This is a genomic window from Synechococcus sp. BDU 130192 (assembly GCF_963876085.1).
In the GTDB taxonomy this organism is placed as follows: Bacteria; Cyanobacteriota; Cyanobacteriia; order Cyanobacteriales; family MRBY01; genus MRBY01.
On the sequence record NZ_CAWNNO010000055.1, the window covers coordinates 75,154 to 87,410 of the forward strand.

A 12,257-nucleotide genomic window follows, 5' to 3' on the forward strand; every position below is an offset into this window, starting at 1 on the left:
TTATGCAGTTTTTTTCTTCCGCCCCAGAAAATTTTCTAGAAAAGTTCAGCGGCGATCGCCTTGAGGGGAGACTCCGTTGTGATTGGTTTTTTCTCAGAAGGAACGAGGGTAAAGTCGGGTTCGAGGAGAGCATCGTCCACCCAGCCGGAAAAATAATCCACGGTGGTACTGTCTAGGTCGAGGGCAAAAAGTGTTAAGTCTCCCCGCAAGGCATTGAGATCTTGGATCCCTTCAGGGTTATAGCCCTGCTCACTAATGCCCACTGGCCCCAAGCCCACCTGTTGCCCCATCACTTCATCGAAACTCCGCCCAAAGCGATCGCCTGCCCAATGCCATTCTTCTCCGGGCCAGTAGAGACGATCTTCCCAAGGCAACAAATCCGCACCGGGTTCACTGTCCCACTGGAAAGCCCCTTCCGGTACCGTCACCCGAAAACCCGTAGGATAAGCAACTTCAAAACGACCTTTTTTCGGCTGTTCATGGGCAATGCCAAAGGGGACGGTACTCGCCCACCAGAGCACTTCGGCGGTGTCTGCGGTTAGGGTGGTGCTGGGAGTTTCTGCCAACAGACTGCGATAAATAGGTAAACCTGACTCTGGTACTTGTGCTTCTAGGGTAAAGCGCCAACAATTCCACGCGTCCCACTGGTCAATATTGCGCCACTGAATGTTGCAAATGCCGTTCCCCGTCGCCGCCCAGAGCACATCGCCTTCAGTGTGGAGTTGGGTGGGAATCGCCCCGATCAAGGGACTGTTGTGAATCGTGTGAAACGAGATTTTGCCATCACGCCAATCTTGATTAAATTCATAGGCCACCAAGCCTCGTGCGGGAATGAGGCTTGAACCTTCGGCGGCATATTTTGTCCCCAACCAAAGAGTTGTTTGATCGTCGTTGATTGTGGCCTGGAGGTCAGTGATTTGGGTGGCGATCAGTTCGTCCGGCTGCTGTAATTCGAGGCTGCCGGTGCTTGGGTCATAGCGAACTAGGCTACTCAAGCCGCTAAAGCCTTCCCCTTGCTCTGAGGAAACCGCAAAAAATAACATGTCTTCGACAGGAATGGCCGCTGTCACCGTGGGAATGCCTAGATCCGCGCCAATGCCACTGGCCCGCAACTGTTCGAGGGTATAAAGATCTAAGGCGATCGCCTCGGTTTCCCCTGGGGGAATCAGTTCAAAAATTGCCTTTTCGGGGGGATTCTCAAAATCTAAAAAAGGATTTGGCCGTAAGAGGACACGGTATTGATAGGCTTCTCCCGCTAGCTCGATCGTTTGAAACGCCGGATCTTCCCCCGCTAAAAGCAACTCCTGATCCTGAACGGCATTAGAGGTGTTGTCCGTGGTTGGTGGCAGAATCGCCCAACTCTGGGTTTCCCGACAAAAAACCAATTGATGATGCCGAGTTTGCACCGTCACAGTATCTGAATCAGCTTGAATGTCCCACGCCGTAAAATCGAACTGATCCGCCACTGACAGATCCGCTTGAATCGTCAATCGCTGGGCTGCTCCATCGGTGCTGGGACAATTGGCCGGGGTAGATGGCGCTGTTACATCCCCTGGCTGTTCCTCCAAACTAATAGACTGCCCATTACAAGCACCGAGGCAAATTAACCCAACCCAAACCCAAGGCGATCGCCCCAACCCATTTTGTCTAGCCCATAAACTTTGTCGCATCACCTTTACTGACTCCCTAAAACTATTGAAATAAATTTCCCTGCCGTTTTCACCTGAGAAAGTTTGCCAGGGGAAAGCTTGTGACTTATTTTGATAAAGATTTCTTGTTTGTTCCCTTACCTAATCCCAATTCTGAGCCGAATTTAACCATGGCGCAAATCCGCATCGACCCCCTGGCGATCCAACTCCAAACCCTCGAAACCGAAACTCTCCTCAAGGCGCTCCTGCGGGCCAAAGTTCACCTCGATGCCATCTGTGGCGGTAAAGGCTATTGCGGTACCTGTGTCGTTCATGTTGTTAGTGGTGCGACCCAACTCAGTCCGGTGACGGCCCAAGAACAAACCATCCTCAACAATCTGAAAAAATCTAGTGACACCTATCGCCTCAGTTGCCAGGCCTATGTGCGTGACGGAGAAACCGTTGTTTGTGACCTCCCATCCCGCACCCTAACAAAGTTACAACAAATTCTCGATCGTCTAAAAAATCGCTATGCTCCGAAAGATATCCGCCACCCCCGCACCGGAGAACTGCTTGTTAAGCAGGGGGGCATTGTGACTCAGGATATTCTCGAACGCCTGTTAAGTGCCTGAAGTCCTTTTCTAGAAAAAAAATATAAATTTTCATTAAGAGACAATTAAGTTTTGTTGATTGATTGTGGGTTCCGCCGGGGGTCTGAAATTTCCATGCTATGTTTGGTTTCCATAACAAAGTCCTAGTCTTATAACTCTCGTTTTTTAAGGGGTTTCTTAGATATCGTCCAAAATCCAGGACTTTCAAAGGGTTCTAGTCCCCTTTGAGAATGTGTAATGAGTTAACTCGATTTTTAGCCATACTAACCAAACAAATTGCGGACTTGGACGTTTGAATTGCTTGGTTCCAGTGGTGCCCCCCTAAAAAATTAGATTTAGACATCGACAATGTTGTCGCCAATGACAATTTGTTGAGTTTTGTATCGTCGTTTGCTTGTTCCAAGCTACCGCCTATGGTTGGTACATCTACTTTGCACAACCAGATCATTCTCATCGCGGAAATGAATGAGCGCGTGTATAAGCCCATTGCCACGCAGCTCACCCGCGCTGGAGCCGTTGTTTGCGTCTCTGAGACGAGGCAGGCTTTACTCAAAGAATGCGACCGTCGTCATCCCCAGTTACTGTTACTGGGCACGCTCCCCCATACCAACAGTCTCGATTTATTTCGGCAATGTCGAGATTTTTGGCAAGATTTACCCGTGGTACTCCTCGCCCACCAACCCCTAGTCAATGATTACTTTCGTGATTGGGCGCTGAAACAGGGGGTGCGAGCGGTACTCAGCAGCTATGTGCAACATCTCGCCCAGTTACAGGCCACGGTACAAGATATTTTGTTTCCTCTGTTAGAGCCCGTTGCCGCCACGGCCAAGCGCACCATGCCGCCCACCCCAATCCCGGTGGTCACAAATCCAGCTAAGGGTACGGATATTTCCAGGGCCAGGGCCATCATTGCTTTGAATCAAATTAGTGAATTTAGTCAAAAGTATTTTGGGAACCTTGCCATCGGTAATTATTGGCGAAAAGCCCAGCAAACGCTCCAGTCAGAACATCCCCTTTTGGACTTTTGGGTGGTGGATCACTGGGGCAGTTTTGATCCAGAGCAAGGGGCGATCGCCTCTCCCGAACCGCATCTCAGTCAGGCCGAACTACAGAGCCTCAAAGTATGGGTAGCGACCTTTACCCAAGAGTGCGAACGCATTGTTGTAGACTTTGCCCAATTGCTCCGCCAATATGCCCTCAGCGAAGCTGATTGTCGCTTTCTCCTTTAAATTTTTTACCCCCCCCCCAATCCCCCGTGAATAAAATCTCAATCCAACCCCTCGATAAAACCGTTCCCGTCCAGGGCCAAGAGACCTTGCTTGATGTGCTGCTCCGGGAAGATATGAGTGTCATGCAGGCCTGTGGTGCCCAAGGGCGCTGTGCCACTTGTCATATTTACGTCAAATCTGGGGGAGAAGCCCTCAGCCCGATGAATGACCAAGAACGACTGACTCTCAGTTTTATTGCCACCGCCCAAGCCAATTCTCGCCTTGCTTGTCAAACGAAGATCTGTGGTGATGGGGCCGTTATCGAAGTGCCCAGAGGGATGTATATCGGTTCCATGGGCGAGCTCAAATCCCTGGTTGGCACCCGCGCTAATCAAAATATTATTCACCCTTTGACCGGGGAAATTCTCGTCGAAGAAAACAAATTAATTCTGCGCTCGGCCCTCGAAAAAATGGCCAATATTGATGCGGCTTTAGAAACCAATCTTTTGGATGTGTTCCAACCCTCTTCTGTGTCAAATATTGCCAACTACTTTGATTAGTTTTGGCTTTTCTCGCTTTTTTAAGCTTGTCTTTCTAACTGTTGTGATTGCGATTTATTGATCCTATGGTTTCTTCTGCCCGTTCCCAAACTCTCCCATACCACCGTTCCTGGCAAAAAGCCTGCCACTATAGCCGTCATACCTTCTTTCAGTTTGATCCCACCCAAGGCACCGTAAGCGATCGCCATGGCCAACGAAATCTCCTTACCACGGAAGATTTTATTATCGGGTTGCAAAAGGGCCTTGAGCATGAAGTCGGTGAAGCTTCCGGTTGGTTAATGTACCTGATCGGCCAGGAGTGGGGCGTCGAAGATGCGGCCCAATTTAAGGTATGGTTCCAGGATGAGTTCGGCCTGTATTTTAAAGATGCGGCGCTCCGGTTTGCCCTCGAAACCTGGTGGTGGCCCCTGACGGCCCAGGGGTGGGGGAAATGGCAGGTGGATTTGTCTTCGATTAAGGAAGGCTTTTTATTTATTGATCTATTTGACTCGGCGGTGGCGAAAACCCTCGGTGATGTCGGTAAGCCCGTGTGCTTCCTCTATGCAGGGCTATTTGCGGGGTTCTTTTCGAGCTTTTTTGACCGGGCCTTGAGTAGCACCGAAATTCAGTGTTATTCCATGGGGAATGATTTTTGTCGGTTCCTAATCGGTTCGGAAAAACGGGTGAAGGCGGCGGAATTTTGGCTGACATCTGGGGCAACGGCGGCGGATATTGAAGCTCGCTTCCAGGCGCTCAAAACGGAAGCGGCACTTGATGCGGTTGGGCGCGAATAAAGCAAAGGCACACTTCGAGGACAAATCACATGGCACAAGATGATTCTCTACTCCGGCGCTGGTTTCCGACTTTTGTGGGACTTTTTGAAAAACTCAAGCCTCCTACGGCAGCCCCTGTCCCTACCCGTGGAGTGACCCCTGCCCCGACCCTCGTCCGGCGATCGCCTCGACCAGATGGCCCTTTTTTTCTCAAGGGGTTTGAGGAAGCAGCTTTTCTCTCCCGGGATGATCTGCTGTTAGCCCTACAGTGGAGTGCGCCGCCTTCCGAATTGGATCAATATGCTGCCACCCTCCAAGGGACTTCACCTAGGCGATCGCCCGTTGTTGAAACCGAGGAATCTGATACCGACTTTTTCATTCGGGGCCTACAGAATATCGAAACCGTCGATGGCCTCAAAAATTTAGATCTTGTCGCCCTCCTCACCTGGGAAGAGCAAGGTCAAACTCTCCGAGAAGTTGACCCCGATGACTACGACTTACTCGACGATTTATTAGATGTCGCCGATATTTAGGGCGTTAGGTGGCTAAAACTCCTTACAAAAACGGAATTATTAAAAAATAAAACAATTTACCGTCCCTTTTCGAGAAAAACCTAGAATTTTTCCAGCGTAAATTTTGTCTACTTTTTTCATTAGGATAAATTTTTATGATCACCCTCTTAGAAACCCTCCTTGAACGTTCCGACGGGGCTTATATCGAACCCCAAGATCTTGATCAAGTCGATCAGACTCTCCAATCCTGGGGCGATCGCCGGATCACTTATCAATTGATCCAAGAAAAAGAAGAAAAAATCGTCGACGAGACACTCCGGCGCTTCCAAACCGAAAACGAAGTGCTATTGCGCTCGGCCCCGGAGACGGTTCTCAAAAAATGCAAAGGCGACCTCATCTCAGTCCTCCGCAACTGCGCCACAGCGATGCTCCTCCAGGACGAAGAACTCCTCAAAGATCGCTTCCTGTACTGGATGCAAAATATTATGCGGGCCTTGAAAAATCAAAAATACAACAACGAAGTTTACCGCATTATCCAAGAGGTCATCCAAGAAGAACTCCCCACCCCATACGCCCAACTGATGCTGCCCTATCTCCAAGTCACCCACCAATACCTGAGCGAATAACCATGACTTTGTCCCCTGTCCCTGGGAATTACTTTACCCCCCGCACCTATATCCAATGCCAACCGGAAACGGGCCTTTTAAAAACACGCCACGGAAATCGCCTTTTGGCCGTACCAGAAGTGTTGCTCCGGAGCATCCATAAAGCTCTACGGGAAGAAACAGGTGAAGCAACCCCTTTCGCCCTCTATACCTTTGGTTTTTGGTGGGGGGGTGCCTTTTACGACCGCTTGAAAACAGAAATTGAAGCATACTACCAACGCACGATCCCCCAGATGAATGCCCTAGAATTTTTGGTGATGATGCGGCAAATTTGGGAAACCCACGGTTTTGGGCATTTAAATTTAGATTTTACCCACCGTGATTTGGGCCTAATCAAGGTACAAGTAGAGGCCTCAATGATGCAGTTGGGTACGGAAATTGGCCTGAAACCAGAACAAACACCGTCCTATCATTTGGAAGCGGGTTTTATTGCAGCTTGGTTTTCCCGTTGGGCTGGGAAAGGCATTCGGGCCTGTGCAGTGGATTTACCAAAGGATGCGGCAACGTTAATGGCAAATCCGCCACAATTTGCCAACTTCTTGGTGGGCTTAGGGCCAAAAATTGAACAGACGGAAATGTGGGTCAAACAAGGTCTTTCTAGCGCCGAGATTATCGAAAAATTTGCAGTGACCGATGCCTAAATTGACGTCGGTTTTGCTAAACCCTGGGCGCTGCGGCCTAAAGCGTTTCTTGGCATGATGGAAGCAAGTTCAACAAGTATTTTGCTGACATAATCGATATGACAACTGATGTTCTGACCAAACATAATGTTCAAATCCTTGGCAATGCCAGTTCAGACAAGGTACTCCTCTTCGCCCACGGCTTTGGCAGTGATCAAACCAGTTGGCGTTTAGTGGCCCCGGCCTTTGCGGCGGACTACCGTTTGGTGCTTTTTGATTTGCCGGGTTGTGGGCGATCGCAGGCAGACGAAAACGAAACATTACATCACACACGCCTCGAAAGTTACGCCCAGGACATTCTCGACATTTGTGAGGCCCTCGACTTGGAGGAAGTGCAACTGGTTGCCCATTCAGTCAGTAGTATGACCGCCACCCTGGTGGCTCTCAAGCACCCCAATCTGATTACTCGTTTAGTGTTCATCAGTGCCTCACCCCGGTATATCCATGACCAAGATTATGTAGGGAGTTTTGATCAGGCCACAGCCGATGAAATCTTGGCGGAAATGACCCAGAACTACTCCCAATGGGTACGTAAATATGCGCCATCGATCATGAACACCCCGAAGCAACCATTACTCTCGGCGGAATTTTCAAAAACCCTCCTCCGTCTACGGCCTGATTATGCTTTTTTGACCTTTTCGCTGATCCTCAAATCTGATTATCGTCGCGAGGTGAGTCAATTGAAGCTCCCAACGTTAATTTTGCAAGCCGAGAATGATCCTTTTGTGGCTGAAGCTGTGAGCGAATATCTCCACCAAGCCATTCGCGGGAGTCAACTCCACTGGATTGACGCCAAGGGGCATTTTCCCCAATTGAGTAATCCCCAGGCGGTGATCGCTGCCCTCAAGGATTTTCTCCATTGAACTCACAGCAAAAGGCGATCGCCACCCCATGGAAAATTTGCCACAACGTTAAACAACGGAAAGACTGCAGTGGGGGCCTTGATGAGCTGCTTCCTTCAGAGAGACCAATGTTTGGGAGTCAGGATACTGGGCCAAAAACGCGGTGCGCCAATGGATATGTCGTTCCACTTGTTTTGCCAAGCCCAGTAAATGGTGGCGCTGTCTGTCAGAAAGAGTTTGGGGGCGATCATCGATCGCACAGAGAGTACCCAAACAATAACCATCGGCTGTATACAGAGGAACACCCACATAGAAACGAATCTTGGGCGCTTGAACCACGAGGGGGTTGTCCCAAAAACGCTTATCCAGGCTGGCGTCAGGAATTTCAAACAGCTCAGTATCCTCGATCGCGTGGGCACAAAAAGAGATAACCCTGGAGGTTTCTTCGAGGGTGAAGCCATAGCGTGACTTAAACCACTGGCGATCGCGATCCACCAAAGAGATTGCCGCAATTTTTGTGCCGCAGAGCCGCGCCACCAACCGCGTGATGAGATCAAAGGCTGCTTCCTGGGGGGTATCCAGTAAATAAGTACGGTGTAGTGCCGCAAGACGATGTTCTTCGTTAGTCAGGATTGGAGGAGCAATCATAGAATCCACGGACAATCATTAAAAAATGATGGGGGTATATTGTGGTGTGGCTTAACCAAAAATTAACTTCATCGGAGTGTTTACCCCAATAATGATGAGCAAAAGAATGACATCAGCTACTCAAATTAAATCTTAGCAATAAATAGTACAAGTTATACATATTTCTGACAGTTTTTTGTGTTTAATCTTAACTTCTAAAAAAGGCATAAATCGCCCAAAATCTCTTGTTAGACTAGCTTGGAAGATTTTTGTGACGATTAGTAAGATACGCCAAAATGCCGAAAAATTACCTTGGGGACTAGCATTTGAATTGCCTCTTATCGATTTGTTTTTGGGATATTTCAAGTGATTTTCAGCAAAAACTATGACAGTTTTATTTTGAGTTGAGAGGACAGTTTTTAAAACTCATAAAAATCATGTGTCCCCGAATCAATTGAATCTCCATGGCAATTAACGTTACCTTATGAGCCTCTACTTTATCGTTCGCTAGATCACAATGTCTTCTGTCAATATTCTCCTGTGGTATCGCCGTGATCTCCGGCTCCATGACCACCAGCCACTCCAGGAAGCCCTAGCACAACAGGCCCAGATTTTTCCTTTCTACTGTTTTGATCCCCGGGAGTTTGGTTCAATTGGGCTAGATTTCCCGAAAACAGGTGCCTTTCGGGGTCAGTTTCTCCGGGAAGCCATCCAGGATCTCCGGCAAAATCTCCGCGCCAAGGGCAGTGATTTGATTGTGCGTCAGGATATCCCGGAAAAGTTAATCCCTGATTTATGTCAGCAATGGCAGATTGATGTTGTGTATTGTCACAGGGAGGTAACGGCAGAGGAAACCCGCGTTGAACGAAAACTGCGCCAAGCTCTCCAAGAACAGGGTGTTCGAGTAGAAACGTTTTGGGGAACGACCCTCCACGACCCAGGAGATTTGCCTTTTGGGATTAACGAAGTGCCGGAGGTTTTTACGCAATTTCGTAAGGATGTGGAAAAGTATGCGGCGATCGCCTCCCCAGTACCCACACCAACCCAATTGCCTCCCCTCCCCGAAACCGTTGCTCCAGGTGAGATTCCCAGTCTCCAGGATTTGGGTTTGCCGGAACCAACCATTGATCCCCGTGGTGTGCTCCCGTTCAAAGGCGGTGAAACGGCTGGTATGAAACGGCTCCAGGCTTATTTTTGGGAAGGCGATCGCCTCAAGGTTTACAAAGAAACCCGCAATGGTTTGTTAGGAGCCGATTACTCCTCAAAATTCTCACCCTGGCTCGCCCTGGGCTGTCTCTCGGCCCGTTACATTGCCGCCCAAGTCGCCGAATACGAACAAAAACGGATCGCTAACAACTCCACCTACTGGCTGATTTTTGAGCTGCTCTGGCGGGATTATTTCCGCTGGATCTGTGCCAAACACGGCAACCAAATTTTCCAACCCGAAGGTTTACAGGGGGTAAAAATTCCTTGGAAACAAGACCACGAAGCCTTTGAACTGTGGCGGACGGGCCAAACGGGGATTCCCTTCGTCGATGCCAATATGCGCGAACTCCTGTATACGGGCTTTATGTCCAACCGGGGCCGGCAAAATGTTGGTAGCTTTCTGACGAAAAATCTGGGGATTGACTGGCGCTGGGGAGCCGCTTGGTTTGAGTCGCAACTCATTGACTACGATGTGTGCAGCAACTGGGGCAATTGGAACTACACCGCTGGCGTGGGGAATGATGCGCGCGGCTTTCGCTACTTCAACATTCCCAAACAGGCCAAGGATTACGATCCCCAGGGGGACTATGTGCGCCACTGGCTTCCGGAATTGGCGACTCTTCCCGGTGAACAGATCCATCAACCCTGGCGTTTACCTGTGCAAGCGTTAGGCGATCGCCAAATTATTCTAGGGCAAACCTACCCGAAACCGATGGTTGATCTGCAAACCTCTGTCCAAGAAAACGAACACATTTACCAAAAAGCCCTGGGTCTGGCCCCTAAGTCCCAATCCCGAAAGCCCCGTAAAAATTTCAAACGCAACCAAGACATTCCCAAAGCCCGTTGGCGGCGTTAGTCAACCTAAAACGGGGCCGTTCAAAAAAACTTTTGCCTCTCCCCTTGCGTTTTAAAAAATCCCCTGTTATAGTTGTTAAGGCTTAAGGGCGTTTAGCTCAGCGGTAGAGCGCCTGCCTTACAAGCAGGATGCCACTGGTTCAAATCCAGTAACGCCCATCCTTAAGAAGAATATGCCAAGGTCACCTTCTGGGGTGGCTTTTTATTTTTCCGTGACCCATTAGGCGCAAACGTGGCCTTAACAGGGATTTAAGAAAATTTGTGTTTCCCCATGAACGGCAAACAAACTCCATATTTGTTCGCTTCTGGGGGAGCACCATGGTTAAATGTTAGTGCCGTTGTATAATAAGCGGCGAAATTAATAAAAGCAATTATTTTCGTACCGAGTTTATCTGGGCGATCGCCTTCGGGGTGACAGTGTGGCAAAGCTAAGGTTATTTACACGCCTGAGCCTCGCGAATAAACCGATTCGTCACGAGTTCCCGCCATAGATAACGGATGAGTTTAAAACATAAAATTTGCAGATCCAGAGGAAATTTATGACCAGTCAGACAGACCGTGTAGTTATTATTGGTGTTGCCGGGGACTCCGGCTGCGGAAAATCTACCTTTTTACGCCGGCTTACCGATCTGTTCGGCGAAGAGTTCATGACGGTAATCTGCCTTGATGACTACCATAGCCTTGACCGCAAAGGCCGCAAAGAAGCTGGGGTAACTGCCCTCAATCCCAAGGCCAACAACTTTGATCTCATGGCAGAGCAAATCCGTGATCTAAAGAACGGAAAGGCCATTGATAAGCCCATCTATAACCACGAAACCGGGGAAATTGACCCGCCCGAACGCATTGAACCCAACAAAGTCGTTGTGATCGAAGGGCTACATCCCCTCTACGATGCCCGGGTGCGGGAATTAGTCGATTTCGGCGTGTACCTCGACATCAGCGATGAAGTCAAAATCCAGTGGAAGATTCAACGGGACATGGCAGAACGGGGCCACACCTACGAGGATGTTCTCGCTTCAATTAATGCCCGGAAACCGGATTTCAGCGCCTATATCGAACCCCAACGGGAATTTGCCGATGTGGTGATCCAGGTGCTCCCCACTGAGCTTGTCGATGACAAAGAAGGTAAATATCTCCGGGTACGCCTCGTCCAAAAAGAAGGAGTTGCGGGCTTCGAACCAGCCTATCTCTTTGATGAAGGCTCTACGATTAACTGGCGTCCCTGTGGCCGGAAGCTCACCTGTAACTATCCCGGCATCAAGATGTACTATGGCCCCGATAACTACTTCGGGAATGAAGTTTCTGTCCTGGAAGTAGACGGGAAATTCGATAATCTCGAAGAAATGATTTACATCGAAAGCCACCTCAGCAAAACGGGCACCAAGTATTACGGTGAAATGACTGAGCTGCTTCTGAAGCACAAGGACTACCCCGGTTCTGACAATGGCACAGGTCTGTTCCAAGTGCTCGTTGGCCTCAAGATGCGCCAAACTTATGAATATCTCACCACTGGGAAAGGGGCGATCGCCGCAAGCGTATAGAAAAAATCAACACCAATAAGTAGTTGTAGGGGCCTGCCATGGTAAGCCCCTACATTTTTTTATGGCAATGACGATATATGGCGCTTTACATCTGGGATTGCAGATAGTTTTGCAGGCCAATTTTCTCGATCAGTCCCAACTGTTGCTCTAACCAGTGGGCGTGGTCTTCCTCGGTGTCGGCCAGCATCTGCCGGAGGATATCGCGGGTTTGGTAATCTTGTTCTGTCTCACAAATGGCGATCGCCCCCTTAAGATCCCCAATGACTTTGTACTCATAATCGAGGTCGTTTTGGAGCATCTCAGGCACAGTCTTACCAATGTTCAACCCATCCTGTTGGGACAGATCAGGAGTGCTTTCGAGGAACAAAATCCGCTCAATCAATCGAGATGCGTGGCCCGTCTCGTCCTGCATCTCGTGGTTAATGCGTTCATGGAGCTTCGTCAGGCCCCAGTCTAGGTACATCCGGGAATGGGTAAAATACTGATCCCGGGCTGCTAGCTCATTGCGCAGCAGTTTGTGGAGTTGTTCTAAAACGTTTTGATTACCTTTCATCGGAATTGTCTCAATAC

The 12,257-nt window shown here is 49.2% G+C and carries 13 protein-coding genes and 1 tRNA gene; 11 read left to right on the forward strand and 3 right to left on the reverse strand.

Annotated features, from left to right (window positions below; genetic code table 11):
* Nucleotides 1–35: 35 nt before the first annotated feature.
* The gene (locus tag AACT35_RS11705; protein ID WP_099239597.1) at nucleotides 36–1,670 is read right to left on the reverse strand and encodes a hypothetical protein; all 1,635 of its coding nucleotides are present in this window, start codon (nucleotides 1,668–1,670) and stop codon (nucleotides 36–38) included.
* Between the two features lie 80 nt (nucleotides 1,671–1,750).
* Here AACT35_RS11705 and AACT35_RS11710 point away from each other — a divergent pair, with 80 nt between their 5' ends.
* From AACT35_RS11710 to AACT35_RS11745, 8 genes are all read left to right on the forward strand, one after another.
* Nucleotides 1,751–2,260 carry a 2Fe-2S iron-sulfur cluster-binding protein gene (locus tag AACT35_RS11710; protein ID WP_012308271.1) on the forward strand — a complete coding sequence of 170 codons (510 nt, stop codon included), beginning with the start codon at nucleotides 1,751–1,753 and terminating at the stop codon, nucleotides 2,258–2,260.
* Nucleotides 2,261–2,700: 440 nt separating this feature from the next.
* The gene (locus AACT35_RS11715) at nucleotides 2,701–3,468 is read left to right on the forward strand and encodes a hypothetical protein (protein WP_158227967.1); all 768 of its coding nucleotides are present in this window, start codon (nucleotides 2,701–2,703) and stop codon (nucleotides 3,466–3,468) included.
* A 26-nt stretch (nucleotides 3,469–3,494) separates the two neighbouring features.
* Nucleotides 3,495–4,007: a 2Fe-2S iron-sulfur cluster-binding protein gene (locus tag AACT35_RS11720; RefSeq protein ID WP_030007395.1), complete on the forward strand. Its 513-nt coding sequence runs from the start codon at nucleotides 3,495–3,497 to the stop codon at nucleotides 4,005–4,007.
* A gap of 65 nt (nucleotides 4,008–4,072) precedes the next feature.
* Complete coding sequence (locus tag AACT35_RS11725) at nucleotides 4,073–4,780, forward strand: V4R domain-containing protein (protein ID WP_030007396.1); 708 nt, start codon at nucleotides 4,073–4,075, stop codon at nucleotides 4,778–4,780.
* A gap of 29 nt (nucleotides 4,781–4,809) precedes the next feature.
* Nucleotides 4,810–5,292, forward strand: coding sequence for a hypothetical protein (locus tag AACT35_RS11730; RefSeq protein ID WP_065717118.1), 483 nt, complete (start codon nucleotides 4,810–4,812; stop codon nucleotides 5,290–5,292).
* A 134-nt stretch (nucleotides 5,293–5,426) separates the two neighbouring features.
* Nucleotides 5,427–5,897 (forward strand): phycocyanin, encoded by a 471-nt coding sequence (locus tag AACT35_RS11735; RefSeq protein WP_062436125.1) that lies wholly within the window; start codon nucleotides 5,427–5,429, stop codon nucleotides 5,895–5,897.
* Between the two features lie 2 nt (nucleotides 5,898–5,899).
* Nucleotides 5,900–6,577, forward strand: a complete 678-nt coding sequence (locus AACT35_RS11740; RefSeq protein ID WP_012308265.1) for a hypothetical protein — start codon at nucleotides 5,900–5,902, stop codon at nucleotides 6,575–6,577.
* 98 nt (nucleotides 6,578–6,675) lie between these two features.
* Complete coding sequence (locus AACT35_RS11745) at nucleotides 6,676–7,479, forward strand: alpha/beta fold hydrolase (protein WP_099239603.1); 804 nt, start codon at nucleotides 6,676–6,678, stop codon at nucleotides 7,477–7,479.
* Nucleotides 7,480–7,527: 48 nt separating this feature from the next.
* Here the strand turns inward: AACT35_RS11745 and AACT35_RS11750 are convergent, their stop codons facing one another.
* A complete protein-coding gene (locus tag AACT35_RS11750; protein WP_099239605.1) occupies nucleotides 7,528–8,106 on the reverse strand; it encodes a GAF domain-containing protein in 579 nt (192 codons plus the stop codon).
* 496 nt (nucleotides 8,107–8,602) lie between these two features.
* Between AACT35_RS11750 and AACT35_RS11755 the strand changes: the two genes are divergently transcribed.
* The 3 genes from AACT35_RS11755 (at nucleotide 8,603) to AACT35_RS11765 (ending at nucleotide 11,687) form a co-directional block, all read left to right on the forward strand.
* A complete protein-coding gene (locus tag AACT35_RS11755) occupies nucleotides 8,603–10,147 on the forward strand; it encodes a DASH family cryptochrome (protein WP_099239607.1) in 1,545 nt (514 codons plus the stop codon).
* A gap of 86 nt (nucleotides 10,148–10,233) precedes the next feature.
* Nucleotides 10,234–10,305, forward strand: a tRNA-Val gene (locus AACT35_RS11760).
* Between the two features lie 380 nt (nucleotides 10,306–10,685).
* Nucleotides 10,686–11,687 carry a phosphoribulokinase gene (locus AACT35_RS11765; RefSeq protein ID WP_012308260.1) on the forward strand — a complete coding sequence of 334 codons (1,002 nt, stop codon included), beginning with the start codon at nucleotides 10,686–10,688 and terminating at the stop codon, nucleotides 11,685–11,687.
* 85 nt (nucleotides 11,688–11,772) lie between these two features.
* Here AACT35_RS11765 and bfr read toward each other — a convergent pair whose 3' ends face one another.
* A complete protein-coding gene (bfr, locus tag AACT35_RS11770) occupies nucleotides 11,773–12,240 on the reverse strand; it encodes a bacterioferritin (protein ID WP_099239609.1) in 468 nt (155 codons plus the stop codon).
* Between the last annotated feature and the right edge of the window lie 17 nt (nucleotides 12,241–12,257).

Coding starts and splice junctions, on each gene's coding strand:
- AACT35_RS11715 (WP_158227967.1), top strand. CDS start 2,701: ATGAATGAGCGCGTGTATAAGCCCATTGCCACGCAGCTCACCCGCGCT.
- AACT35_RS11725 (WP_030007396.1), top strand. CDS start 4,073: ATGGTTTCTTCTGCCCGTTCCCAAACTCTCCCATACCACCGTTCCTGG.
- AACT35_RS11745 (WP_099239603.1), top strand. CDS start 6,676: ATGACAACTGATGTTCTGACCAAACATAATGTTCAAATCCTTGGCAAT.
- AACT35_RS11730 (WP_065717118.1), top strand. CDS start 4,810: ATGGCACAAGATGATTCTCTACTCCGGCGCTGGTTTCCGACTTTTGTG.
- AACT35_RS11765 (WP_012308260.1), top strand. CDS start 10,686: ATGACCAGTCAGACAGACCGTGTAGTTATTATTGGTGTTGCCGGGGAC.
- bfr (WP_099239609.1), bottom strand. CDS start 12,240: ATGAAAGGTAATCAAAACGTTTTAGAACAACTCCACAAACTGCTGCGC.
- AACT35_RS11705 (WP_099239597.1), bottom strand. CDS start 1,670: ATGCGACAAAGTTTATGGGCTAGACAAAATGGGTTGGGGCGATCGCCT.
- AACT35_RS11735 (WP_062436125.1), top strand. CDS start 5,427: ATGATCACCCTCTTAGAAACCCTCCTTGAACGTTCCGACGGGGCTTAT.
- AACT35_RS11740 (WP_012308265.1), top strand. CDS start 5,900: ATGACTTTGTCCCCTGTCCCTGGGAATTACTTTACCCCCCGCACCTAT.
- AACT35_RS11750 (WP_099239605.1), bottom strand. CDS start 8,106: ATGATTGCTCCTCCAATCCTGACTAACGAAGAACATCGTCTTGCGGCA.
- AACT35_RS11755 (WP_099239607.1), top strand. CDS start 8,603: ATGTCTTCTGTCAATATTCTCCTGTGGTATCGCCGTGATCTCCGGCTC.